The sequence below is a fragment of the Austwickia sp. genome (assembly GCA_016699675.1).
Lineage (GTDB): Bacteria > Actinomycetota > Actinomycetes > Actinomycetales > Dermatophilaceae > Austwickia.
In genome coordinates, this window is sequence record CP064985.1 from 2,184,516 (window position 1) to 2,207,679 (window position 23,164).

At 71.9% G+C, this 23,164-nt stretch carries 18 protein-coding genes and 2 pseudogenes; 12 read left to right on the plus strand and 8 right to left on the minus strand.

Going from position 1 to position 23,164, the window contains the following annotated elements; all coding sequences use genetic code 11:
- The first annotated feature begins 6 nt into the window (after positions 1-6).
- Both IPK37_09970 and IPK37_09975 read left to right on the plus strand, forming a co-directional pair.
- A complete protein-coding gene (locus tag IPK37_09970; GenBank protein ID QQR99397.1) occupies positions 7-2,385 on the plus strand; it encodes an FtsX-like permease family protein in 2,379 nt (792 codons plus the stop codon).
- Positions 2,386-2,744: 359 nt separating this feature from the next.
- Positions 2,745-4,091, plus strand: coding sequence for a TrpB-like pyridoxal phosphate-dependent enzyme (locus IPK37_09975; GenBank protein ID QQR99398.1), 1,347 nt, complete (start codon positions 2,745-2,747; stop codon positions 4,089-4,091).
- A gap of 75 nt (positions 4,092-4,166) precedes the next feature.
- Here IPK37_09975 and IPK37_09980 read toward each other — a convergent pair whose 3' ends face one another.
- From IPK37_09980 to IPK37_09990, 3 genes and pseudogenes are all read right to left on the minus strand, one after another.
- Complete coding sequence (locus IPK37_09980) at positions 4,167-4,826, minus strand: GNAT family N-acetyltransferase (GenBank protein ID QQR99399.1); 660 nt, start codon at positions 4,824-4,826, stop codon at positions 4,167-4,169.
- A 48-nt stretch (positions 4,827-4,874) separates the two neighbouring features.
- Positions 4,875-6,162: pseudogene (locus IPK37_09985) on the minus strand (low temperature requirement protein A).
- 55 nt (positions 6,163-6,217) lie between these two features.
- Positions 6,218-7,699 (minus strand): nitronate monooxygenase, encoded by a 1,482-nt coding sequence (locus tag IPK37_09990; GenBank protein ID QQR99400.1) that lies wholly within the window; start codon positions 7,697-7,699, stop codon positions 6,218-6,220.
- Positions 7,700-7,878: 179 nt separating this feature from the next.
- On the opposite strand from IPK37_09990, the gene IPK37_09995 reads away from it, so the two are divergent.
- The 5 genes from IPK37_09995 to IPK37_10015 all read left to right on the plus strand — a co-directional run bounded on the left by IPK37_09995 (position 7,879) and on the right by IPK37_10015 (position 12,062).
- Positions 7,879-9,066: a helix-turn-helix domain-containing protein gene (locus IPK37_09995; GenBank protein QQR99401.1), complete on the plus strand. Its 1,188-nt coding sequence runs from the start codon at positions 7,879-7,881 to the stop codon at positions 9,064-9,066.
- Between the two features lie 83 nt (positions 9,067-9,149).
- Positions 9,150-10,232, plus strand: a complete 1,083-nt coding sequence (serC, locus tag IPK37_10000; protein ID QQR99402.1) for a 3-phosphoserine/phosphohydroxythreonine transaminase — start codon at positions 9,150-9,152, stop codon at positions 10,230-10,232.
- 31 nt (positions 10,233-10,263) lie between these two features.
- Positions 10,264-11,448 (plus strand): phosphoglycerate dehydrogenase, encoded by a 1,185-nt coding sequence (locus IPK37_10005; protein QQR99403.1) that lies wholly within the window; start codon positions 10,264-10,266, stop codon positions 11,446-11,448.
- Between the two features lie 73 nt (positions 11,449-11,521).
- A complete protein-coding gene (locus IPK37_10010) occupies positions 11,522-11,800 on the plus strand; it encodes a type II toxin-antitoxin system Phd/YefM family antitoxin (protein ID QQR99404.1) in 279 nt (92 codons plus the stop codon).
- Between the two features lies 1 nt (position 11,801).
- Entirely contained in the window at positions 11,802-12,062 is a 261-nt protein-coding gene (locus tag IPK37_10015) for a type II toxin-antitoxin system RelE/ParE family toxin (protein ID QQR99405.1), read from the plus strand.
- 56 nt (positions 12,063-12,118) lie between these two features.
- Here the strand turns inward: IPK37_10015 and IPK37_10020 are convergent, their stop codons facing one another.
- From IPK37_10020 to IPK37_10040, 5 genes are all read right to left on the minus strand, one after another.
- Positions 12,119-13,498: a tryptophanase gene (locus IPK37_10020; protein ID QQR99406.1), complete on the minus strand. Its 1,380-nt coding sequence runs from the start codon at positions 13,496-13,498 to the stop codon at positions 12,119-12,121.
- Positions 13,499-13,676: 178 nt separating this feature from the next.
- Positions 13,677-14,108 (minus strand): PIN domain-containing protein, encoded by a 432-nt coding sequence (locus tag IPK37_10025; GenBank protein ID QQR99407.1) that lies wholly within the window; start codon positions 14,106-14,108, stop codon positions 13,677-13,679.
- Positions 14,105-14,377 (minus strand): antitoxin, encoded by a 273-nt coding sequence (locus IPK37_10030; GenBank protein QQR99408.1) that lies wholly within the window; start codon positions 14,375-14,377, stop codon positions 14,105-14,107. The genes IPK37_10025 and IPK37_10030 overlap by 4 nt, the downstream gene beginning before the upstream one ends.
- A 54-nt stretch (positions 14,378-14,431) precedes the next feature.
- Positions 14,432-16,765, minus strand: coding sequence for a copper-translocating P-type ATPase (locus IPK37_10035; GenBank protein QQR99409.1), 2,334 nt, complete (start codon positions 16,763-16,765; stop codon positions 14,432-14,434).
- On the minus strand, positions 16,762-17,031 hold the full coding sequence (locus IPK37_10040; protein QQS02793.1) for a metal-sensitive transcriptional regulator: 270 nt from the start codon (positions 17,029-17,031) through the stop codon (positions 16,762-16,764). Before IPK37_10040 ends, IPK37_10035 begins: the two co-directional genes overlap by 4 nt.
- Before the next feature lie 264 nt (positions 17,032-17,295).
- Between IPK37_10040 and IPK37_10045 the strand changes: the two genes are divergently transcribed.
- From IPK37_10045 to IPK37_10065, 5 genes and pseudogenes are all read left to right on the plus strand, one after another.
- Positions 17,296-18,048 (plus strand): alpha/beta hydrolase, encoded by a 753-nt coding sequence (locus IPK37_10045; GenBank protein ID QQS02794.1) that lies wholly within the window; start codon positions 17,296-17,298, stop codon positions 18,046-18,048.
- A gap of 121 nt (positions 18,049-18,169) precedes the next feature.
- Positions 18,170-19,900, plus strand: coding sequence for a tannase/feruloyl esterase family alpha/beta hydrolase (locus IPK37_10050; protein QQR99410.1), 1,731 nt, complete (start codon positions 18,170-18,172; stop codon positions 19,898-19,900).
- Between the two features lie 75 nt (positions 19,901-19,975).
- Positions 19,976-20,821 (plus strand): endonuclease/exonuclease/phosphatase family protein, encoded by an 846-nt coding sequence (locus IPK37_10055; protein ID QQR99411.1) that lies wholly within the window; start codon positions 19,976-19,978, stop codon positions 20,819-20,821.
- A 185-nt stretch (positions 20,822-21,006) separates the two neighbouring features.
- A pseudogene (locus IPK37_10060) lies at positions 21,007-21,345 on the plus strand (acyltransferase).
- A 136-nt stretch (positions 21,346-21,481) separates the two neighbouring features.
- Complete coding sequence (locus IPK37_10065; GenBank protein QQR99412.1) at positions 21,482-23,149, plus strand: acyltransferase; 1,668 nt, start codon at positions 21,482-21,484, stop codon at positions 23,147-23,149.
- The last annotated feature ends 15 nt before the right edge of the window (positions 23,150-23,164 follow it).

Below are 23,164 nucleotides of genomic sequence, written 5' to 3' on the forward strand. Positions count from 1 at the left end.
CCGCCGATGGCCACCGTCCTGCTGCTCGCGCGCCGGACCGTACGGCGTCAGCGCCTCCAGCTCGTCACCACTCTGCTGCTCGTGGCCCTGGCCGCGATGATGGTCAACCTCGGCGTCATCTGCGCCACGGACTACCCGGCCGCCCAACGCGGCGTCGCCCACCGCCTCGACACCGCCGAACTGCAGGTTCACGGCACCGACCGCGCCGCCCTGGCCTCCATGGCCGGCCACCTGCGCGCGGATGAGCGCGTCGCCCGCGTCGACGAGCGTCCCTCGCGCGAGACCTGGGGGAGCATCACGTACAACGGCGGTACCACCCCCACCAACCTCGTCTTCTTCGTCCCTGACACCGCCACCGACCTCGGCCGGTCGGACATCGTCGAGCAGGCAGACCGCAGTTATCCCAACCCGGTCTGGCTGCCGTACGTCTTCAAGGTCGGCGGCGGCTACCGGCTCGGGGACGACTTCCGCGTTACCACCGCCGCGGGCGCGCGCACCTTCCAGGTCAAGGGGTTCTACGAGAACCCGTACTTCGGCATGATGACCATGGGCTTCTCCGGGCTCGGCGTCACGGCCGACCAGCTCGACGCGCTGGGCGCCGGCGCCGACCCGCTTGCTGCAGGCAGCATCCTGGAGGTCCGGCTCCCGGAGGTCGCCCAGGCGGCCGCCGTCGCGACGGCGGCGACGGACCAGGTGAAGGCCGAGTACGTCGCCCGTGGCCTGGAGCCCCCTGCCCTGTGGAGCGATCCCTACGACCTGGTCGAGGTCGCGGCCATGACCGGCCCCGGCATCTACGCCGCCAGCCTCGTCGCGTTCGCGATCCTCATCGCCCTGGTCGTGGTGGTCGTCGTCCGCTTCGTCATCCGCACCGCGGTGCTGCAGGACATGACCGGCATCGGGACGCTCGCCGCGACCGGGTGCACCGCCGCGCAGTCCCTGTGGGGGATCGCCCTGCCCATGGTCGCGACCGCGCTGGTCGGGTCCGTCGTCGGGGTGGCCACGTCGTACGCCGTGCTGCCCGGCCTCCGCGACTCCCTCATCGCCCAGACCGGAATCCGCTGGGCGCCCGGCGTCAGCGCGCTCGGGGCGGCCTCGGCGGTGCTGCTCCTCGTCGCCGTGGCGGCGGGAACGGCCCTGCTGGCGGCCCGAAAGGTCCGCCGCGTGACGCCGGTGCAGGCCGTGCGTGGCGGGGAGAGCGCGCACAGCTTCCGGCGTACGGTCTTCCCGCTCGCCACGACCCGCGGCCCCCTCGGCGCGCTGCTCGGGCTCAAGCAGGCCGTCCAGCACGCCTCGCAGAACGTCATGGTCGCCGCGGTCATCGCGCTGGTGACTTTCGCCGGGATGTTCTCGGCCGGGCTCTACACCAACGTGCTCGGCAGCCGGGATGCGTTCACGCACTTGATGATCGGCGACATGCCGCCGGTGCAGGTGCAGCTGGCCGCCGACCGGAGCAGGCCCCGGGACGCGGCGACCCGCGCGGACCTGCTGCGGCAGGTGGCGGCCACGCAGGGCGTGCGGAAGGCGTTCTATTACGACAACCGCGGGGTCTCCGCCGAGGGCGTGCCGCTCCAGCTGGCCGTCACCGAGGACTTCGCGCGGCAGGACTACAGCTCGATCTACGCCGGCCGGGAACCCCGCCACGACAACGAGATCGCCCTCGGCGGGCGGGCGGCCGAGCGGCTCGGGCGCGCCATCGGCGACACCGTCGCGGTGGAGGTGGGCGGGGCGAAGCGGTCGTTCGTCGTGACCGGCCTGCTCTCCACGATCAACTTCATGGGCATGAAGGCCGACCTGACGACCGACGGCTACCGGCGGCTCATCCCCGCCTACCAGCCCGATTACCTCAACGTCTATCTCAACCAGGGCACCTCGGTCGGCGACTTCCGGGCCGCGCTGGACCCCGCCAGCGCCCCCCAGATCGCGGCCGTCAACGACTCCGCCGAGTTCCTGGCGAGCCAGATGGACGTCTACATCGAGATGTGCGGCTACCTTGCCGTCGGCATCCTGACGGGCACCGGCGTGGTGATCGCCCTGGTGATGGGCCTGGTCACGGCCACGATGATCGTGCGTACCCGGCGCTCGCTGGGGGTGCGCAAGGCGCTGGGGTTCACGACGCGGCAACTCGTGGGGCAGACCGTCATGACCTACCTGCCCGTCGTCGTGGTCGGCGCTCTGGTCGGTGCCGCGCTCGGCCTGGTGCTCGTCGAACCGGCGCTCGTCGGGTTGCTGCGCGGCGCGGGAATCCGGACCTTGTCGATGACGCTGGAGCCGTACGTCGTGACCGCGCTCGTCCTCGGGATCGTCGGCCTCGCGGCGGCCTTGATCGTGGCGCGGGCCTCGCGGATCCGCCGGATCACGCCGTACAGCCTGTTCCAGGAGGTCTAGCCCGCTGCGGTCCGATTTATCCACAGGCCGACCGTTCGTGACCTGCCCTTTTGGTGCCATGGCACCCTTTGTGCAGGTCACGAACGGTCGCTTGGGTCACGGGATGGCGGGTGCGCCTGGGGTCACGGCTGGGTGGGCGCCGCCTCGGTTATGGCTCGGGCATGGCTGGCTCATGGCTTGGCGGGCGCCGGGGGCACCCGTAGCTCGCGGGCGGCCCGGGCTGTGCAGCACCGGGCGACACTGTGTACCACCTGGAACGTGCTACGCGGGGCGCCGAGCCGTGTCGAGTTAGCCCCCGAACTCGTTGGGAAACTCGCCACGGTGTTGCCGCCGGCTCGCCTCGTCCTACAGTGACCCTCGTGACGCAGACCACCGCAGCCAACGAGCAGACCGCGACGACCGAGGCGACCAAGGTGTTCCTCGGCGAGGCCGACATCCCGACGCATTGGTACAACATCGTCGCCGACCTGCCGACCCCGCCGGCGCCGCACCTGCACCCCGGCACCAGGGAGCCGTTGGCGCCGGAGGACATGACGGCGATCTTCCCGGTGGGGCTCATCGCGCAGGAGGCGAGCACGGAGCGCTGGATCGAGATCCCGGCGGCGGTGCAGGAGATCTATCGGTTGTGGCGGCCCTCCCCCCTGCACCGGGCGCGCCGGCTGGAGAAGGCGCTGGGCACGACGGCGCGGATCTACTACAAGTACGAGGGCGAGTCCCCGGTCGGCTCGCACAAGACGAATTCCGCGGTGCCGCAGGCGTACTACAACAAGGTCGAGGGCAAAACCCGGCTCACCACGGAGACGGGCGCCGGCCAGTGGGGCGCCGCGCTCGCCTTCGCCACCCAGGTCTTCGGGATGACCTGCGACATCTTCCAGGTGCGCAACACCTTCGAGAACAAGCCGTACCGCAGCCTGCTCATGCGGACCTTCGGGGCCACCGTCACCCCCTCTCCCTCAGACACCACGGAGGCGGGCCGGGCGCTGCAGGCCAAGTTCCCCGGCACGACCGGCTCGCTCGGCATGGCGATCTCCGAGGCCATCGAACTCGCCGTCCAGGACCCGAACGCCTCCTACGCGCTCGGCTCGGTGCTCAACCACGTGGCGCTCCACCAGACCGTCATCGGCCAGGAGGCGCTCAAGCAGCTCTCGGTCTTCGGCGAAGAGATGCCCGACTACCTGTTCGCCTGTGCCGGCGGCGGCTCCAACCTGGCGGGGCTCAGCTTCCCGTTCCTGCGGGAGAACCTTGAGGGCCGGGCGAAGGTCGACATCGTCGCGTGCGAACCGGCGGCCGCGCCGTCGCTGACCCAGGGCGAGTACCGCTACGACTTCGGTGATTCCTCGGGCATGACGCCGCTGCTGAAGATGTACACCCTCGGCAGCGACTTCGTCCCCGACCCGGTGCACGCGGGCGGCCTGCGCTACCACGGGATGGCGCCCCTGGTCAGCCACTGCTACCACGAGAAGATGATCCGCGCCGTGGCCATCAAGCAGCGGGAGGCCTTCGAGGCGGGCGTGCTCTTCGCCCGGGCCGAGGGCATCGTGCCCGCCTCGGAGTCCAACCACGCCATCGCCGGTGCGCTGCAGCAGGCCCGCGCGGCGGCGGCCGACGGCAGTTCCCCGGTGATCCTCATCGGGGTGTCCGGGTCGGGTCAGCTGGACCTGCCGGCCTACGCCGAGTACCTCAGCGGGGACATGATCGACGCCTGATCGCGAAGCGGCCGGCTGTCCCCTGACGGTGGGCGGCCCGCCTCGCGACGTGGGTCGCCTCCGGCGGGAGGTCGCCTATGAGGCACCGCGGCGGACGCGGCAGCGGGCATGCGGTACGTCGAGTGCCGGGTGCAGCCGCACCCCCTCGGCGGGCGGGCGGTGTCGCATGCCGTCATTGGTCAGGTTGACCTCGACATCGAGCACGCCTGGCGCCGAGACGTGGGCTTGGGTTTCGCCGATCCGGCGGAGCATTGCCAGGGACGCCGGGTTGTCGGCGGCCACCTCGGTCAACAGATAGGTCACGCCCGGCGGCCGGCGCTCCACCAGCAGGGGCAGCAGGGCCGACGCCACCCCCTTGCCCTGCCAGGCGTCCTTCACGGTCACGGCGACGTCGGCGGCATCGGGGAGATCGCGATACCGCACGATGCGGCCGATGGCCACGTCGAGCGGGCCGTCGGCCGTCTCCACGACCATGACGAGCGCGACATGTTCGACGCCGTCCACCTCGTCCACCAGGCGGTCCAGCATGGCGTCTGTGAGCTGCGGCACACTCGCGAGGAATCGGAGGCGGCGCGAGTGCGGCGAGAGCGCCTGGTACTCCGCCGCCAACGCGGCGCGGTCGTCCCGACGGAGCGGCCGGGTCCACGCCACGGTGCCGTCGCGCAACGTCACCTTTGCCATGTCCCGGTCGCTGAGCTGGTCTTTCGTTGCCTCGTCGATCGCTTCGTCGGACATCCGGTCTCGTTTCAAGAGTCCAGCGTGGTCGGGCTGCGTGATCGAACCCTACGGTCGAGTATCACCCTGCTGGCGACCTGAGTCCCGGTGCATCGAGGATTCGGCGCGGCCAGCGGCCTCGTGTCGCTCCGCCAGCCGGTCGAGTTGAGCGCGCTGGTGAGCGTGGCCGAACCACTCGTACCCCACGACCGTCGGCACGGTGGACGTCATCAGCACGGCCAGGCACACCGCGGGCGGCGCCCCGGCGCGGGCGAGCAGTACCGACCCGATGAGGATCGCCGCGGTGAGCGAGACCAGCACGATGTGGCGCAGGTCGGCCTCGGGCACGAAGAAGGTGTAGAGACCGTAGAGCCCGAGGTAGAAGAGGAATACCGGCCACGCGATCGCGCAGATCGAGGTGGCCGCATCGATGGTGGCCTCGCCGGACAGCACGTACCCGCCACGTGCAGCCCCGCCCCCGTCGCCGCGACGGCCGTGAGGACCACGAGGTGGACGAGGATGAAGGCCGGGAGCGCGTCGCGGCGAATCTCCAGAGCCCGCGCGAAATCGACGGTGAAGTAACTCCACCACATCCCGAACGTCAGGACGATGCCGGCGACAACGACGAGGACGGCGTCCCGTGACCAGCCGCCATGCTCTTCGACGGGCGCTGGCCAGGGCGGCGACCGTGCCGATGACGCCCCTCGCCGAGGGTGATGATCGCGAGCAGCGAATACCGTTCCGCCAGGTGATGGGGGTGCCACGGGGTGCCGTAGCGGCGCTCGAGCAGCACCGGCGTACCCACCTCCACCACCATCGCTGCCGCGGCCCCGACTACGAAGGCGGTCCAACTGGTCTGGGCGACGAGCAGGACGACCCACAGGAGCTGGACCAGGAGGATGTAGCCGGCGAACTTCAGCGCCACCGGCCGGTGCGCCGGATCCTGCGCGGCGACCCGCGCCCACTGGGCGACCATCGCGACCCGCATGACGACGTACCCCGCGACCATCAGCGCGTTGTCGGGATGCGGCTCGGTCAGGGAATGGAAGAACGGCGCCATGCCCAGCGCGAGGACCACGACCCCGATCATCTGGACCGTCGTCAGGAGGCGGTGGAGCCAGTCGTCGGGGTCGAAGGCGGAGGCGTACCAGGTGAAGTTCGTCCAGGCCCACAGGATCGCGAAGGACGCGATGAGATAACCCTTCGTGCCGGTCGCGAGGTGGCCCTGCATCACCTCGTGCGCGAACAGCCCGCCCGCCTGCCCGAACGCCACCGCGAAGGTGAGGTCGTAGAGCAGCTCCAGGGGCGTCGCCACGCGATGCCGCTCGTGCGGGTCGCGCGCGCGGGCGCGCCGCAGCCCTTCCGGGGATCGTGGGGACGTGCCGAGGCTGCTCTCACTCACAGGCGCAACTCTAGGAGCCGGCCGCCAGCAGATAGCGGACGGCGTCCGCGGCGGCGTACGAGCCGGTCGCGTTGTCCCGCAGCAGTTCCGCGACGGGAGTGAGGTCCGCGCCCGTGGTGACGAGGGCGGGTTCGGTGCGTCCGTCGCCGCGGCGTTGGGCCAGCCCGCAGGCGGCGAGGAGCGCGTTGCACAGGCAGGCGCGGCCCGCTCGGTTCGCCTCGCGGCCGCCCTTGCGCAGGTAAGCCTGTTCGGGCTCGGCCGGGCATCGGAAGTCCACCTTGCCGTCGGGTGCGAGGTACGCCGAGCGCAGGAAGCCCAGGTCGCACACGGGCCGGCGGTCCGCCGCCACGGCGGGGTCGGTCCAGGTGCCCGCCAGCTCGGCGACCCGGAACGGGAAGCCGGTCGGCGAGACCCGCCAGTCGGCGCGGACCTGCAGATCACCCCGGTCGACCTGGTCGCGGACCGCCTCCTTGAGGTGCAGCGCCAGGCCGGATTCGTCGCTGAGGGCGAAGAGCGTGCCGGCCTGGACGCCGGTGGCGCCCAGCTCGAGCGCGCGACGTACGCCCGCTGGCGACGCGCACGCCCCCGCCAGCCACACGGGGAGGCCGAGCGCGACGATCCGGCGGACGTCGACCTCGTCGCGGCTGCCGTAAACGGGCTGGCCGCGCTCGTCCATTTCGCGGGGCCCCCGCGGCGGCGCGTTGTGGCCGCCCGCCAGCGGACCCTCGACGACGAACCCGTCGGGCCGCAGCAGCGGATCGGCGGCCAGCGCCTCCGCAAGGTCCACGGACGCCACGATGGCGAGGATGTGCGGCACGGCGAGCGGTGGCGCGGCCGGGAGCGGAATGATGTCCGCGGGTTCGAAGCGGACCTGGACGTCGGCGCGGGCGCCGACCACCCGCACGTCCAGCACCGCCGGCTCGTGGCGGGCGAGGGTGCGCACCAGCTCCGGGATGTCGGCGGGACTGCCGGCACCGACGCACACGTAGTCGACCCCGGCGAGGAGCGCGCCGTAGCAGGAGGCCGGCAGCGGCAGGTCGATCTTGTGCAGGTAGTTGATGCCGACGACGCCGTCGTGGTCCTCCTTGGCGAGCCAGACCTCGACGAAGTTCGCGACCACCGTGAGTTCCTGGAGCGGCCGGGCCGAGGACAGGGTGTGCCGCAGCACGGGTCGATAGGCGGCGTCCGGGCCGATGCCGCCGGGGACGAAGTAGGTCTCCAGGACGCGGGCCGCGATCTCGGGGACGGGGAAGGCGGCCAACGCGCGGCGGACGTGGCCGCCGGGGTCGCCGTCCTGCAAGCGGCGCGCGCAGACGACGTCCAGGGCGGTGCCTGAGACGACACCGAGCTGGCCGGTGCGGGCGACGGCCTTCGCCAGTCGCCAGCCGGAGATGGTCACGCCCATGCCGCCCTGAATGATGGTCGGGGGGTTCGCGCGACGGGGCCCCGCGGTGGCGGGGGACGGGAGGGACCGTTGGTCTGGTGTGCTCATGGCGGCGCCTGTCGATCGCTGACGGCTCGCCCCGGGGCGGTAACGAGTCTTCTTCAGTCTCAGGGGCATCGGCGGATGGGTGAAGAGCGGTTGGCACGGACCTGTCCGGCTGCAATTATCACCAGGTGATAACCGAATCCGATCGTCCCTGGAAAACGATCGATCCGGGGATAGCCGCGGTGCTAAAGCCTGTCCTGCCCGCGTTGGTGGACCACACCATCGAGGACATCGCTCGGCGCTATCCCGACCTCGGCGCCGATCTGACCGGCCGATACGGCCAGGGGATGCGCGGGGGCATCCAGGATGCGCTCACCCGGTTCCTGGACCTCCTGGGCTCCGATCTCCCGGCACTCGACGATGAGCTCGCCGGAGTCTTCGCCTCGTTCGGCGCCAGGGAGGATCGGCGGGGGCGGTCCATGGCGACGCTCCTCGCGGCGTACCGGGACGGCGCCCGGGGCGCCTGGCGGCTCTTCTCTCAGGCGGCGCTCGCGCACCACGTCTCCCAGGTGACCACGGTGCGGCTCGCCGAGGCGATCTTCGTCTACATCGACGAGCTCTCCACCACCAGCGCCATGGGGTTCGCGCAGGCGCAACTCACCAGGGCGTCGCAGCGCGACCTGCTGCGTCGCGAGCTCGCGGACGCCCTCCTCGCCGGCGAGTCGGGGACCGCCGCGCCACGGGTCGCCGAGCTGGCCAGTCGCGCCGAGTGGGCCGTGCCGGCCGCTGCCGCCGTCGCGGTCTTCGTCCGGCGCGGCGAGGGGCCCGCGGCGGCGGTGCCGATTCTGCACCCGGATGTGCTGGTCACCGACCGGGGCGACGAGTGGCACGCGGTCCTGCCCGAGTGGGCGGTCGAGGCCTGCGCGCAGCGGATCGAGGAACTGCGGCCGGAGGGACCCCGCGCCTACCTGGGGACGATCCGGCCGCTCGCCGAGGCGCCGGTGTCGCTGGCGCATGCGCGGGCGGTGCGGCGGCTCGCGATCCGCGGCCTGGTCCCCGACCGCGCCGTCGTGTCCGCCACGACCCACCTGCCCTTGCTCGTGCTGCATGCGGATCGACGGCTCCTGTCGGGCCTGGTCGACAGCCAGCTCGGACCGCTGGGCGAGGTCGCGCCGGCCCGACGCGAGGTGCTGGCCGAGACCCTGCGGACCTGGCTGCTGCAGCACGGCGACCGCCTCGCGACCGGACGGGCCCTGGGCGTGCATCCGCAGACGGTCAGCTACCGACTCGCCGAACTCCGCAAGGTCTTCGGGTCGGCGCTGGAAGATCCGGACCGGCGGTTCGCCCTCACCATGGCCCTGGTCGGCCGTGGGATCGGCGGCGGAATCGGCAGGGCGGACGGCGGCGGTGGCGGCGACCCCATCCTGTGAGCCTCATCACGCGATCGCCTGACCTGCCAGTTCCCCGGTGGTCGTGGCGATTCGGGCCTGCCGGGGCGTGAAAGAATCCCAGCGTGCGCGTCTACAACTTCTCCGCCGGTCCCGCGATGCTCCCCCTGCCCGTCCTGGAGCGGGCCCAGTCCGAATTGATCGACTGGCAGGGCTCCGGGATGTCCGTGACGGAGGTGAGTCACCGGGGGAAGGCCTTCGTGGCGTGCGCGGCTCAGGCCGAACAGCTCCTGCGCACGGTGATGGGCATCGGCGACGACTACGCCGTCCTCTTCCTGCAGGGCGGAGCCAGTGGGCAGTTCGCGGCGATCCCCATGAACCTCACCGCTCCCGGCGACTCGATCGACCTCATCAACACCGGCTCGTGGTCCAAGAAGGCGCTCGCCGAGGCCAAGCGCCAGGAGATCGACGTGACGGTCGTCGCGGACGAGAAGGCGTCGAACTACACGACGACGCCGGCCGCCGGATCGTACGCCGTGAGCCCGGGCGCGACGTACCTGCACTACACCCCCAACGAGACCATCGGCGGCGTGGAATTCGGCTACGTCCCGCAGACCGGCGACGTGCCGCTGGTCGCGGACATGTCGAGCACGATCCTGTCCCGGCCGATCGACGTGGACCGGTTCGGCGTCATCTACGCGGGCGCGCAGAAGAACATGGGGCCCGCCGGCCTGTGCGTGGTCGTCGTCCGCCGCGACCTGCTCGGTCGGGCCCGGCCGAGCACGCCGTCCATCCTGGACTGGCAGCAGATGGCCGAGAACGACTCCATGCTCAACACGCCCCCGACCTTCGGGATCTACCTGCTCGGGCTGATCCTGGAGTGGATCCACGGGGACGGCGGTCTGGCCGCGATGGGCGAGCGCAACCGCGCCAAGGCGCAGGCCCTGTACGCCGCCATCGACGGCTCGGACTTCTATCGCAATCCCGTGGCGGTCGACAGCCGCTCGTGGATGAATGTGCCGTTCATCCTGGCGAACCCAGACCTCGACGGCGACTTCCTCGCGCAGGCGCAGGCGGCCGGGCTCACGAACCTCAAGGGGCACCGGTCCGTCGGCGGGATGCGCGCGAGCATCTACAACGCGATGCCCATGGAAGGTGTCCAGGCCCTCATCGACTTCATGAAGGAGTTCGAGCGCACCCGGGCCTGAGGGCGGCCCTTTCCCCAGCGCTCCCGTCGCCATGACGTACCGCATCCAGACCCTGAACGCGATCAGCCCCAGCGGACTGTCCCGCCTGCCCTCCGACACCTACGAGGTCGGCAACGCCGTCGAGGAGCCGCACGCGCTGCTGTTGCGCTCGGCCAACCTGCACGGCCAGCCCATCCCCGAGTCGGTGCTCGCGGTCGCCCGCGCCGGCGCCGGCACCAACAACATCCCGATCGCCGAGTACTCCGCCCGCGGCATCCCGGTGTTCAACACCCCCGGCGCGAATGCCAACGCGGTCAAGGAGCTCGTGCTGGCCGGGGCGCTCATGGGGGCCCGCAACCTGTTCGCCGCCGCCTCGTTCGTCCGGGACCTCGCTCCCGAGGACGGCACGATGGACGAGGCCGAGATGGACAAGGTCGTCGAGGCGAACAAGAAGAAGTACGCCGGGTGGGAGCTGCCGGGTCGCACGCTGGGCGTCGTCGGCCTCGGCGCGATCGGGGTCCAGGTCGCGAACGCCGGCCTGGCGCTGGGCATGAAGGTCGTCGGCTACGACCCCCAGATCACCGTGCGGCACGCCTGGCAGCTCTCCGCCAGCGTCGAGCGCGCCGAGTCCATCGACGACGTCTTCCGCGCGGCGGACGTGCTGACCCTGCACCTGCCGCTGATCGAGGCGACGAAGGGTCTGGTCAACACGCAGCGACTGGCGATGATGCGGCCCGGGTCCGTGCTGCTCAACTTCGCCCGCGGCGGCATCGTCGACACGGCCGCCGTGGTGGCCTCGCTCGACGCCGGCCACCTGCGCAACTACATCTGTGACTTCCCCGCGCCGGAACTCAACCGGCACCCGAAGGTGCTCGCGCTGCCGCACCTCGGCGCGTCCACGGCCGAGGCCGAGGACAACTGCGCCGCGATGGCCGCCGACGAGCTGCGCGACTTCCTGGAGAAGGGGGAGATCAGCAACAGCGTGAACTTCCCCAACGCCCGGCTGCCCCGGGCGGAGGGCACGACCCGCGTGGTCATCGCCAACAGCAACGTGCCGAACATCGTCAGCCGGGTGACGACCACGGTGGCGGATGCCGGCCTGAACATCGCCGACATGCTCAACGCCTCGCGCGGCGACCTGGCCGTGACGCTGGTCGACCTCGACAACGGCGTACCCGCCGATCTCGTCGACCGCATCCGGGCCCTCGAGGGAGTGCTCAGCGCCCGCGTGGTCTGACGCTACCCATCCAGCCGATGACTAGCCAGACTTCTGGCTAGTCATCGGCTATGTCACGAGCTAGACTCGAGCGATGCGGAGTGTTTCCCTATCCGAAGCAAAGGACAAGCTCTCGGGTCTCATCGATGACGTCGATGAGACCCACGAGATCGTGACTATCACGCGACACGGGCGCCCAGCCGCGGTGCTGATGTCGGCCGACGACCTCGAATCCCTGCACGAGACGATGTACTGGCTGAGCCGACCCGGGCTCCGAGAATCTCTCGCCGAGGCGGAGCGAGCCGTGTCCCTGGGCGAGACCATGAGCAGCGAGGAGCTGCGCAGAGACCTCGGGCTACCCGCCGCGCCCTAGCATGTCGTATCGCGTCGAGTGGACCCCGCCTGCCCGCAGGGATATGGCGAGGCTGCCCCTCAAGGTGGCCCTAGCGGTCATGACCTATGTTGACGAGCGCCTGGCGATCAATCCGGTGCGGCTGAGCAAGCGGCTGACGGGAGAGCTCTCCCAGCTGCGAGGGGCCCGAAACGGGGATTACCGGATCTTGATCGCTGTCGACGAAGCCGACGCTGTGGTGCGGATCGTGCGCGTCGACCATCGCGCTCACGCGTACCGTTAGTGGATTCTTCCGAGCGCCACCGGGCCGCCGACGTAACGGTAGGGTGTCCGAGGCACTCAGCCCACGGTGCGTAGTTTGCTGGTGAAGTGGCGCAGCACCTTGGGCTCCCAGGTGATCTCGTAGCCCTTGACCTGATCGGCGCGTTGCTTGACCTCGCTCAGCGCCTCGGCGATGACATCGAGGTGGCCCTGGGTGTATGCGCGGCGGGGGATCGCGAGTCGGGTGAACTCCAGGGGTGCTTGCTGCGGTTCACCCGTCCCGGGGTCGCGGTCCATGAGGAAGCTGCCGATGTCGCAGGACCGGATGCCGGCCTCGACGTACAGCTCGACCGCCAGCGCATGCCCCGGGAACTGGTGCCACGGGATGTGCGGCAGCAGCTTGCCCGCGTCGACGAAGACCGCGTGCCCGCCGGCGGGCCGCTGGTAGGGGACGCCGATCTCGTCGAGGCGATCGGCGAGGTAGCGGGCCTGGCCGACCCGATAGCGCAGGTAGTCCTCGTTGAGGCCCTCCTCCAGGCCCACGGCCAGGGCGGCGAGGTCGCGCCCGGACAGGCCGCCGTACGTGACGTACCCCTCCGAGGAGATGACCAGGCTCTTCACGTCCGGGACGTGCTCGCCCTCCTCGCGTACCCCGAGAAGGCCGCCCATGTTGGTGATCGCGTCCTTCTTCGCGCTCATCGTGAAGATGTCCGCGCACGCGAAGAACTCGCGGGTGATCTCGTGGGTGGTCCGCTGGGCGTAGCCGGCCTCGCGCTCCTTGATGAAGAACGCGTTCTCGGCGAACCGGGCGGCGTCGATGACGAGCGGGATCCGGTGGCGCTGCGCGACCTCGGCGGTGGCCTTCATGTTTGCCATCGAGACCGGCTGGCCGCCGACCGAGTTGTTGGTGATCGTCATGACGATGCCGGCGACGCTGTCGACGCCCAGCTCGGCGATGTGTCGCTCCAGGCCCGCGACGTCCATGTTCCCCTTGAACGGCGCATCGAGGCCGGAGTCGAGACCCTCGGGGCAGACGCAGTCGATCGGGTGGCCGCCGGCGAGGCCGACGTGGGCGCGGGTGGTGTCGAAGAAGGTGTTGGCGATGACGTGCTGGCCGGGCCGCTCGATGAGCACCGGGAACAGCACCTTCTCGGCGGCGCGGCCCTGGTGGACGGGCTGGATCCACTCGTAGTCGAAGATCGCGCGCGCGGTGTCGATGAGCTGGTAGTAGCTGCGGCCACCGGAGTACGACTCGTCGCCGCGCAGCATCGCCGCCCACTGCCCGTCGCTCATCGCGCCGGTGCCGCTGTCGGTCTGCAGGTCGATGTAGACGTCCTCGGCGCGCAGCGCGAACCCGTTGTAGTGCGCGGCGGCGATCTTCTCCCGGCGCTCCGCCTCGGTCGTCATCCGGATGGGTTCGACCATCTTGATCTTGAACGGCTCGGGGATGTACTTCATCGCGCGCGTCCTCTTCCGGTCCGGGCTGCGGGTCGCGCAGCTCCTCGTGCAGCTCGGCGGGCCACCCGTCGGGCGGCGGGGGCGGGACGCCGTAGCCGGCCGGCGATCAGCGCGGCCCGCAGGGCGTGCCGTTCACGCTAGCCGCCGATGCCGGATCACACCGCGGACTCCCGGGGAATCACCCTCGGACCGGATTCATCATCCTGACGCCTGGGAAACGGGCAAAGTCCGAGTCGTTAGTGGCGACAGTCGCGTCGAGCGCTAAGGCGTGCGCGGCGATCTGCGCGTCCGTCGTGAGGTTTCCGGCCGCACCGGTCGCTTCGACGAGCGCCATTGCCGAGGCGAAGTGCGTGCCATCCGCGGGCAGGACGCGGACCTGGGGCAGGGACAGCCAGCTGCGGACCGCAGCGACGGCGAAACTGACGGTCATAGGTTCCGCGAGGACCCCCCGTCGTGTCGCAATGCGGATGAAGGCCATGCCGCAGACTGGTGCGATCCCCACCTCCTCGGTGGTTCGCAACACAGATCGCCACCAGGTCCGGACCTGGTCATGGACGGGAAACGCGTCCACGGTGGCGTAGAGCAAGAGGTTCGTGTCGGGGATGATCACGACGTCGTGAGACCCCTCGACATCGACAGTCTCGCCGTCAGCTCCTCGTCCTCCAGCTCGTCGGCCAGCTGGTTGAGGCGCAGCGGGTCCACCCCGGGCGCGAGCCCGCTGTGGTGAACGGGTGGCTCGTAGTCGGCCACAGGAAGCCTGCTCGTCAGCGCCTGGCGAAGCGCTTCGTTCACCACCGTCTTCATCCCGGCACGGCGGCGGTGCATCTCGTCTTCGACGAGGCGTTGGACGTCTGGTTCGAGGGTCAACGTTGTACGCACAAGACCATCATGATGCAGACGAGGGGTGACATCAAGATGCATCCCAGTCGTACCTCAGCGGTAAGAGGGTTGGAAGCCGCGCAGCCGCAGGCTGTTGGTCACCACGAACACCGATGAGAAGGCCATCGCCGCGCCGGCGATCATCGGGTTGAGCAGGCCCGCCGCGGCCAGCGGGAGCGCCGCCACGTTGTAGGCGAAGGCCCAGAACAGGTTCCCCTTGATCGTGGCCAGGGTGCGCCGGGCGAGCCGGATCGCGTCCGCGGCGGCCCGCAGGTCGCCGCGCACCAGGGTCAGGTCCGAGGCCTCGATCGCCACGTCGGTGCCGGTGCCCATGGCCAGCCCCAGGTCGGCCTGCGCCAGCGCCGCCGCGTCGTTGATGCCGTCCCCGACCATGGCCACGGTCTTGCCCTCGCGTTGCAGGCGCGCGACGACGTCGACCTTGTCCTGGGGCAGTACCCCGGCGATGACCGTGTCGGGTCCGGGATCGATCCCGACGGCCTGCGCGACGGTCCTGGCGACCGCCGCGTTGTCGCCGGTGAGCAGGACCGGCGTCAGTCCCAGCCCGCGCAGTCGACGGACGGCCTCCGCCGACGTCGGCTTGATCGCGTCGGCGACGGTGAGCACCCCGCGCGCTCGGCCGTCCCAGCCGAACGCGACCGCCGTGTGGCCCTTCGCGGTCGCCTCGTCGAAGGCTCCCTGAAGTCGCGCGTCGAGCGTCATCGCGTGCGTCGCCAGGAACTCGGGACGGCCCAGGAGCACGTCGTACGCCGTCGCGGGCTCGTCGGCGCCCTCGATGACCGTGCCGCGCACGCCCAGGCCGGCCACGGCCGCGAAGTCGCGGACCGGGGCGAGGGCGCCCACCCGCTCGGTCGCCCCCCGCGCCACGGCGGCGGCGATGGGGTGTTCGGAGGCGTGCTCCACCGCGCCGGCCAGGCGCAGGACGCGTTCGGCGTCCTCGCCCTCGGCCGCCACGACGTCCATCAGCGTCATCTCGCCGGTCGTGACCGTGCCGGTCTTGTCGAGCACGATCGTGTCGATGCGGCGGGTGGACTCCAGCACCTCGGGGCCCTTGATGAGCAGACCGAGCTGGGCGCCCCGACCCGTGCCCACCATGAGGGCCGTGGGCGTGGCCAGGCCCAACGCGCAGGGGCAGGCGATGATGAGGACTGCGACGGCCGCGGTGAACGCGGCGGCGGGACCGCCGCCGATCGCGAGCCAGACCACGAACGTCGCGATCGCCAACGCGATGACGACCGGTACGAAGATCCCCGAGATCCGGTCCGCCAGCCGTTGGACCTGGGCCTTGCCGGTCTGCGCCTGCTCGACCAGGCGGGCCATCTGGGCGAGCTGGGTGTCGGCGCCGACTCGAGTCGCCTCGACGACCAGGCGTCCGCCGGCGTTGACGGTGGCGCCCACGACCGGCGTACCGGGCCCGACGTCCACCGGCACCGACTCGCCGGTGACCATCGACGCGTCCACCGCCGAGGTGCCCTCAACGATGACGCCGTCGGTGGCGATCCGCTCCCCGGGACGGACGACGAACCGGTCGCCGACCACCAGCTGGTCGACCCCGACGCGCGTCTCCACCCCGTCGCGCAGGACCGTGGCCTCCTTCGCCCCGAGGTCGAGCAGGGCGCGCAGCGCGGCGCCGGAGCGGCGCTTGGCGCGGGCCTCGAAGTAGCGGCCGGCGAGGATGAAGGTGGTGACCCCCGCCGCGGCTTCCAGGTAGATGTTGCCGGCGCCGTGGCCCCGGTGCACGGTCCACTCGAACGCGTGCCGCATCCCCGGCTCGCCCGCGGTGCCGAAGAACAGCGCATACAGGGACCATCCGAACGCGGCCAGCGTCCCCACCGAGATCAGCGTGTCCATGGTCGTGGCGCCGTGGCGCAGGTTGACCCACGCCGCCCGGTGGAACGGCAGGCCGCCCCAGACCACGACGGGCGCGGCCAGCGTGAGGGACAGCCATTGCCACGAGGTGAACTGGAGCGGCGGGATCATCGCCATCGCGATGACCGGGACGCTCAAGACCAGGCAGACCATCAGTCGCTGACGCAGGGCCGCCAGCTCGTCGCGGTCCGGGGCCGCGGCGCTGTCGCCGCCTGGTACCGCCTCGGCCGCGCCGTCGGCGGGCGGGACCGATGCCTCGCCGGCCGGTTTCGCCGCGGGGAGGTGCGCGGTGTACCCGGCCTGCTCCACGACCTCGACGAGCTGAGCCGGGGTCAGCCCGGTGGGGTAGCTGACCGTGGCCTTCTCGGTGGCGTAGTTGACCGTGGCGGTCACGCCATCGACCTTGTTGAGCTTGCGTTCGATGCGGTTGGCGCACGACGCGCAGGTCATGCCGCCGATGGCGAGCTCGACGTGGCGTTCACCGGTCTCGACGGTCGTCATGAGCGCACCAATCGGGCGATGGCCTCGGCGGCCTCGGCGATCTTGTCCTCGGCCTCGGGACCGCCCGCGGCGGCCGCGTGGAGGACGCAGTGGCCGAGGTGGTCCTCCAACAGCCCCAGCGACACCGACTGCAGGGCGCGGGTCATCGCGGAGATCTGGGTGAGGATGTCGATGCAGTACTTCTCCTCCTCGACCATCCGCTGCAGCCCGCGGGCCTGGCCCTCGATGCGCCGCAGCCGTTTGAGGTAGTCCTGCTTGTGGCGCATGTAGCCCGGGTCGACAGTGCTGGAGTCGTCGATTGCGGGGCCGACGAGCTGCGGGTCGGCGACGGGCGCCGCGGCGTGGGCGTCGGAGTGGGCGATCATGGAAGGGCTCCATTCGGACGGGTATCCGGCCAACACCATACCCCCGTGGGGTATTCCGAAGGCAGGGCAGGCCCCGTAAGGCGTAGCCCGATAGGGCGTAGGCCCGGTAAGGCGTACGCCGGTACGACCACTGGCCCGCGTTCCTCGACGCGACCGCCCGGCAGGCTGCGGGCGCGCACTAGCGTGGGCGGCGTGACCCCTCGGCCGCTCCTCGTGTTGCTGCCCGGCACACGCTTCGACGCCCGCGAGTGGGACGGCTACGCCGAGCGGATCCCCGAGGCGGACCTGGTGCCCCTCGACCTGCCGGGGCACGGCACCAGGGCCGGGCAGCCGTACAGCTCCGAGGCGGCGCTGGCCGTGGTCAAGGAGGCGCTGGCGGCGCCGGGCGCGCGGGGCCGTCCGGTGGTTCTGGCCGGGCACAGCCTGGGCGGGTACGTCGCGGCGGCGTACGCGCACCGCCACCCCCGCGCGCTGGCCGGACTGGTGATCATCGGGGCCACGGCGGACCCCTCCCGGCACCCGCTGCTCGTGCACACCTACCTGGGCTTCGCTCGCCTGCTCCCGATCGTCGGCGCGGAGCGGATGGCGGTGCTGGCCAATGCGACGCTGCGCCGGCTGGGGCTGGCGGCGCACGACATCCCGGACGCGACCGGGTACGCCGTGACGCCGCAGGCCTGGGCCGCCGTCGTCGAGGAGGCCCGCGCCGACCAGCTCACCGAGGTGACCTGCCCGGCGTACCTGGTGGCGGGCCAGTTCGACCAGCTGCGCATCGACATCAGGCGCTACGCGCGCGCGTGCCGCGACGGCCGCGTCCGGATCATCCCGCGGGCCTCGCACCTGGCGCCGCTCACCCATCGCGACGAGGTCGCGGCGGTGCTGCGCGAGGCAGCGATTGCCGCGGGTCCCCTTGCGCCCTAGGCTCGCTGGCCACACCCCGCACCACGCAGAGCCCGCACCACGCAGAGCCCCGCATCGCCGGCACCACCCCTGGCAACGCGCGCACCCGGCGCCCTGCCTCCCGACCGCCGAAAGGCCCGCCATGCGCCCGAATCGTGTGCTGTCGTTGGCGGCCGCGGCCGCCCTCGTCGCCGCCCCGGCCGTCACCGTGACGAACCCAGCGCTCGCCGCGAATGCGCCAGCGGGAGCCGCCGGACTGCCGGTGCCGTGCGCCGACCTGCGGGGCGCCAGCGTCCCCGCCGACCGCATCGGCCTGCCCACGACGGGCGCGCGGGTGAGCTCGGCCGAGGTGGTGGCGGCGACCGCGACGCAGCCCGAGTACTGCCGGGTCCTCGGCGCCATCCACCCCGTCGACCCGGCGGCGCCGGCGATCCAGTTCCAGGTCAACCTGCCCGCCGCGTGGAACGGCCGCACCATGCTGTTCGGCGGGGGCGGCTACAACGGGACCATCGCCCGAGGCGACGGACAGGTCCCCGCCGGGTCCCCGACGGTGCCCACTCCGCTGGCCGCCGGCTACGCGACGTACGGTTCTGACTCCGGCCACCAGGCCGGCCCCGCGGGCAGCCGCGACGGTTCGTTCGGCCGTAATGACGAGGCGCTGCGCAACTTCGGCGGGGACGCACTCAAGAAGACCAACGACGTCGCGCAGGCGCTGGTCAAGCAGCGGTACGGCGCCGGGCCGACGTTCCGGTACGTCGCCGGCGGCTCCACCGGCGGCCGCGAGGCGCTGCTGGCGGTTAGTCGCTGGCCGGGCGATTACGAGGGCGCCATCGTCCTCTATCCGGCCTGGGACGCCATCTCCCTGGACCTGAAGTTCGGCGAGATGACCCGCCAGCTCGCCAAGCCCGGCGCCTACCCCACCCAGCAGGATCGACAGCTGCTTCTGGACGCCGTCCTGGCGACCTGTGATGGCCTGGACGGGCTCAGCGACGGGATCGTGTCCAACCAGAAGCGCTGCGACCAGGTCTTCGACCCGACCAAGGCGCGCGTCGGCCAGACCCGGCTGCGCTGCCCGGCCGGGAAGGACCGCGGACCCGGCTGCCTCTCCGACGCGAAGATCGAGTCCTTCGAGGTCATCAACGCGCCGCTGGACTACGGCTACCGCCTGGCCTCGGGGGAGCGGTCCTATCCCGGCTTCACGACCTGGGGCACCGACTTCGGCGTCAAGGCCGCGACCCCCGTCGCCGCGGTGGTCACCGACCTGGCACTCGGGACCAAGCAGCCCGTCTCCCCCATGCCCGTCGTCGGCCCGGCGGGCACCAACCCGCCGTACGGCTCGACGTTCTGGGACGAGTTCGTGCGCCACCTGGTGACGCGCGACCCGGCGTTCGACGCGCTGTGGCTCGATCCGGCCGCGCCGGGCCGCTGGCAGCGCCGCATCCAGGAGGTCTCCGCGATCGGCGAGGTGACCAGCGACAACATCGCTAACCTCGGGGCCTTCGCGGCCCGCGGCGGCAAGATCCTGATGGCGCACGGCGTCCACGACGCGCTGGTCAGCAACCGGGCGAGCCAGGCCTTCGTCGGGCGGGTGACCGACCGCCTCGGCGCCGCGACGACGGCGGGCTTCCTGCGGTACTACGAGATCCCCGGCTACGGGCACGCCGTGAGCAACCGGTTCACCGCCCAATGGGACTCGCTGGCGGCGCTCACCGCGTGGGTCGAGAACGTGACCCCGCCCGGGCCGCAGGTGGTCGGGGACCGGAACGGGACCGGTGCCCTGCGGACGCGCCCCCTGTGTGCGTGGCCGAGTTGGCCGCGGTACGTCGGGGGCGACCCGACAACCGCCGCGTCCTTCCAGTGCGCGGCGTCCTGACCAGCGGGGAACGGCCGGCGGCAGGTGAGGCGGTCCGGCGCGGCGTCGCGGCCAGGCGCGCCGAGGCGGTGAGGCGTGGCGACTGACCTCGGCGTCCTGGCGCTGAACCTCGCGGCGCCGACCCCGGCCGCGGCGCGGGGCCTGCTGGAGTACCTCTGGGCCCGCGACGAGCAGGTCCTCGTGCTGAGCGAGGTGAGCCGCGGCGAGGGATCCCGGCTGGTGCTGGAGGTCTGTCGCGCGGCGGGGTACGTGGTCGCCGTCGCCCCCATGCAGGGGCGGGACCGCGGGGTCGCGGTCGTGGTCCGCGACCCCGGCCTCTCGGTGGGCGCGGCGGCGTACCCGTCCGGCCCGCGGGTGGTCCGGGTGCCGGCGGGGCCGGTCGTCGTCATCGGGGTGTACGGCGCCGCCAGCGACCCGGTCCGCTACAGCTCCGCCGCGCAGCGGGAGCGCAAACGCGCCTGGCTGCGGGACTTCGTGGGGTTGGCCGAAGCGGCCGCGGCCGATCCGGGGCCGCTGCTGGTGGCCGGCGACCTCAACATCGTCGACCCGGACGACCGGGAGGGGCTGCCCTACGTTCTGCTGGAGGAGCGGGACGCCTATGAGCGGCTGATCGCCGCCGGGCTCGTCGACGCCTACCGCGTCGCCGCGTTAGGTGGCGGCGGGGCGGGTGGCAGCAGCGGGACGCGTGGCAGTCCAAGGACGGTTGGCAACCCCGGAACCGGCGGCTGCCCCGGAACCGGCGGCATCCCGTCGACCGGCGGCAGCCATGTGACGTGGGTGGATCACTCGGGGGTGGGGTGCCGCTACGACCACGCGCTGGGGCGGGGCCTGGACGTGCTCGCCGCGCAGATCGACCACCATCCTCGCGAGCAGGGGCTCACCGACCACTCGGCGCTGGCCGTCTGGCTGCGCGCCCACTGACCGGCCAGAGCGGCGGCGGCCGGCGGCTGTGCGGACGCCGAGCGTCCGTGCCCCGCGCAGCGTGTCGCCCCGCTGGCTCGCGCATCCCCCGGGGTTAGAGTGCCGCCAGTCGAGACCCCGATTCCATTCGCGCACAGCACTTTTCATGTGAGCGGGGAGGGGACCCACGGCCTGGAGGGTCATCCATGACGAGTTCGGTGCGGGCCGAGGCGGAACTGGCGAACGCCGCGGGTGAACCCGGCGCGCGCCGGCCGGACGTCCAGGGGCTGCGGGCGCTGGCCGTCCTGGCGGTGATGGGTTACCACGCGGGTTTGCCCATTCCCGGAGGCTTCGCCGGGGTGGACGTCTTCTTCGTCATCTCGGGGTACGTCATCACGGCCATGCTGGTCCGCGAGCTGGCGGCCAACGGCCGGATCCGATTCCGGCGGTTCTACCTGCGCCGGTTCAAGCGGCTCACCCCCGCCCTCGCGCTCATGCTGGCCGTGACGATGCTGATGTCGGCGGCCCTGCTCGGCCCCTTCGGAACTCAGGCCGTGGCGGCCCAGACGGGTCTGGGGGCCGTGCTGCTCGTCGCGAACTTCGTCATCGCCGCCACCACGGGCGGGCTACTTCGACGCGCCCGCCGAGACCAACCCGCTGCTGCACACCTGGTCGCTGTCGGTGGAAGAACAGTTCTACGTGTTCTTCCCCGCGCTGCTCGCGCTCGCCTGGGTGGGCCCGCGGGGCGACGTCCGTCGTGCAGGGTCGGGGCGGTTCGGCCGGCGCGGGGGCGTGGTCGCCGTCGGGGTGGTCGGGGCGCTGTCGTTCGCCGCGGCACTGTGGGGCGCCTCCGGCCGGCCCGCGCCGGGCCCCGATGTCCTCCTCGGCTTCTACAGCCCGTTCACCCGGGCGTGGGAGTTCGCCGTCGGAGCGCTGGTGGCGCTCACCCCTGTGCCGCGCCTTCTCGGCCGCGGTTCGGCGGCCACCCTCCTCGGCGCGCTCGGCATGGCGGCCGTGCTGCTGTCGCTGGGGGTCATCGGCGCGGGCACGCCGTGGCCGGGTCCGGTCACGCTGCTGCCGGTGCTGGGCACGGCCGCCGTGATCGCGGCCGGGGCCGACGCCCGCGGAGCACGCAACATCGTCACCCTCGCCCTGTCTACGCCGGCGGCTGTGACGGTGGGGAACTGGTCGTATTCGCTCTATCTCTGGCACTGGCCGTTCGTCGTGGCGGCCACGATGCTGTGGCCGCATCGCACCGGCGCCAGCCTGGTCGCCGCCGTGTTGTCGGTGCTCCCGGCCGTCGCGTCGTACCGCCTCCTCGAGCAACCCCTGCGGCGCGATCCCCGGCTCGGGGGGCGACGCCTCGCGCGGACGATCGCGGTCGCGACCGTCCCCCCGGTCCTGCTGGCGGCAGGACTGTACGTCGGGAGCGGCCGCGGCTGGTGGTCGCCGACGGTGCGGCAGTACGTCGACGCGGTGGCGACGCCGCATGCGGGTCGAGAGCGCGGGTGTGACCAGCGGGTGCCGTTGGCGCAGGTAGGCCCGGAGTGCACCTGGGGCGTCGAAGCGCCCGGCGCGCCGCTCTATCTCCTGGGCGACAGCAACGCCGACCACTTCAGTGAGGCGGTCATCGGGGCCGGGCGCGTGCTCGGTCGACCGGTGACGGTCGCGACGACCAACGCCTGTCCGTTCTTGGACGTGGCATTCCTCGACGACCGCCCCGAGTGGGCGTCGCGCAATGCCGCCTGTGCCCGCTACGTCCAGGAGACCCTGACCGCGGCCTCAACGGTTCGACCGGGCACGATCGTGCTCGCGAACAGCGACGTGCACGGGGACAAGCCCGAGATCGCGATGGGCCCGTCGGGCGGCGCCCTGAGCCACGACGCGGCGGCCAAGGGCGTCGCGCTGAGGGAGGGACTCGCTCGGACCATCCGCAGCCTGCGCGCCGCGGGCCACCGGGTCCTGGTCGTCCAGAGCACGCCCAAGTGGGTGGGCGCGCACGCCTGGACGCCCGATGCCTGCACGACGGTCGGCGTCCTGACCGGATCCTGCCGATCGTCGATGACGGTTGCCGACGCCGAGGCCCAGCAGGGCATGGCGCGGTCCGCCGTCCGGGAGGCCGTCGCCTCGGCAGGTGCCCCTTCTGCCGGCGTCGCCTCTGCGCGCGCCGATGCAGGAGAAGGCGCCGCGGTGGCGGAGTGGGACACCTGGGCGCAGCTCTGCCCCGATGGCGTCTGCGCGACGCACGCGGGTGACCTGCTGCGCTATCGGGACGCCTCGCACCTCAGCGTGGCCCAGTCCACCCTGCTTACGGACCCGCTGGTGGCGCGGCTCCAGGTCTTGCGCTGACCACCTGGGGTGTGC

Bases quoted from the DNA above. Each gene is read 5' to 3' on its own strand.
- IPK37_09970 (QQR99397.1), top strand. From the start codon at position 7: ATGGCCACCGTCCTGCTGCTCGCGCGCCGGACCGTACGGCGTCAGCGC.
- IPK37_09980 (QQR99399.1), bottom strand. From the start codon at position 4,826: ATGTCCGACGAAGCGATCGACGAGGCAACGAAAGACCAGCTCAGCGAC.
- IPK37_09990 (QQR99400.1), bottom strand. From the start codon at position 7,699: ATGAGCACACCAGACCAACGGTCCCTCCCGTCCCCCGCCACCGCGGGG.
- IPK37_10005 (QQR99403.1), top strand. From the start codon at position 10,264: ATGACGTACCGCATCCAGACCCTGAACGCGATCAGCCCCAGCGGACTG.
- IPK37_10010 (QQR99404.1), top strand. From the start codon at position 11,522: ATGCGGAGTGTTTCCCTATCCGAAGCAAAGGACAAGCTCTCGGGTCTC.
- IPK37_10015 (QQR99405.1), top strand. From the start codon at position 11,802: ATGTCGTATCGCGTCGAGTGGACCCCGCCTGCCCGCAGGGATATGGCG.
- IPK37_10020 (QQR99406.1), bottom strand. From the start codon at position 13,498: ATGAAGTACATCCCCGAGCCGTTCAAGATCAAGATGGTCGAACCCATC.
- IPK37_10035 (QQR99409.1), bottom strand. From the start codon at position 16,765: ATGACGACCGTCGAGACCGGTGAACGCCACGTCGAGCTCGCCATCGGC.
- IPK37_10040 (QQS02793.1), bottom strand. From the start codon at position 17,031: ATGCGCCACAAGCAGGACTACCTCAAACGGCTGCGGCGCATCGAGGGC.
- IPK37_10050 (QQR99410.1), top strand. From the start codon at position 18,170: ATGCGCCCGAATCGTGTGCTGTCGTTGGCGGCCGCGGCCGCCCTCGTC.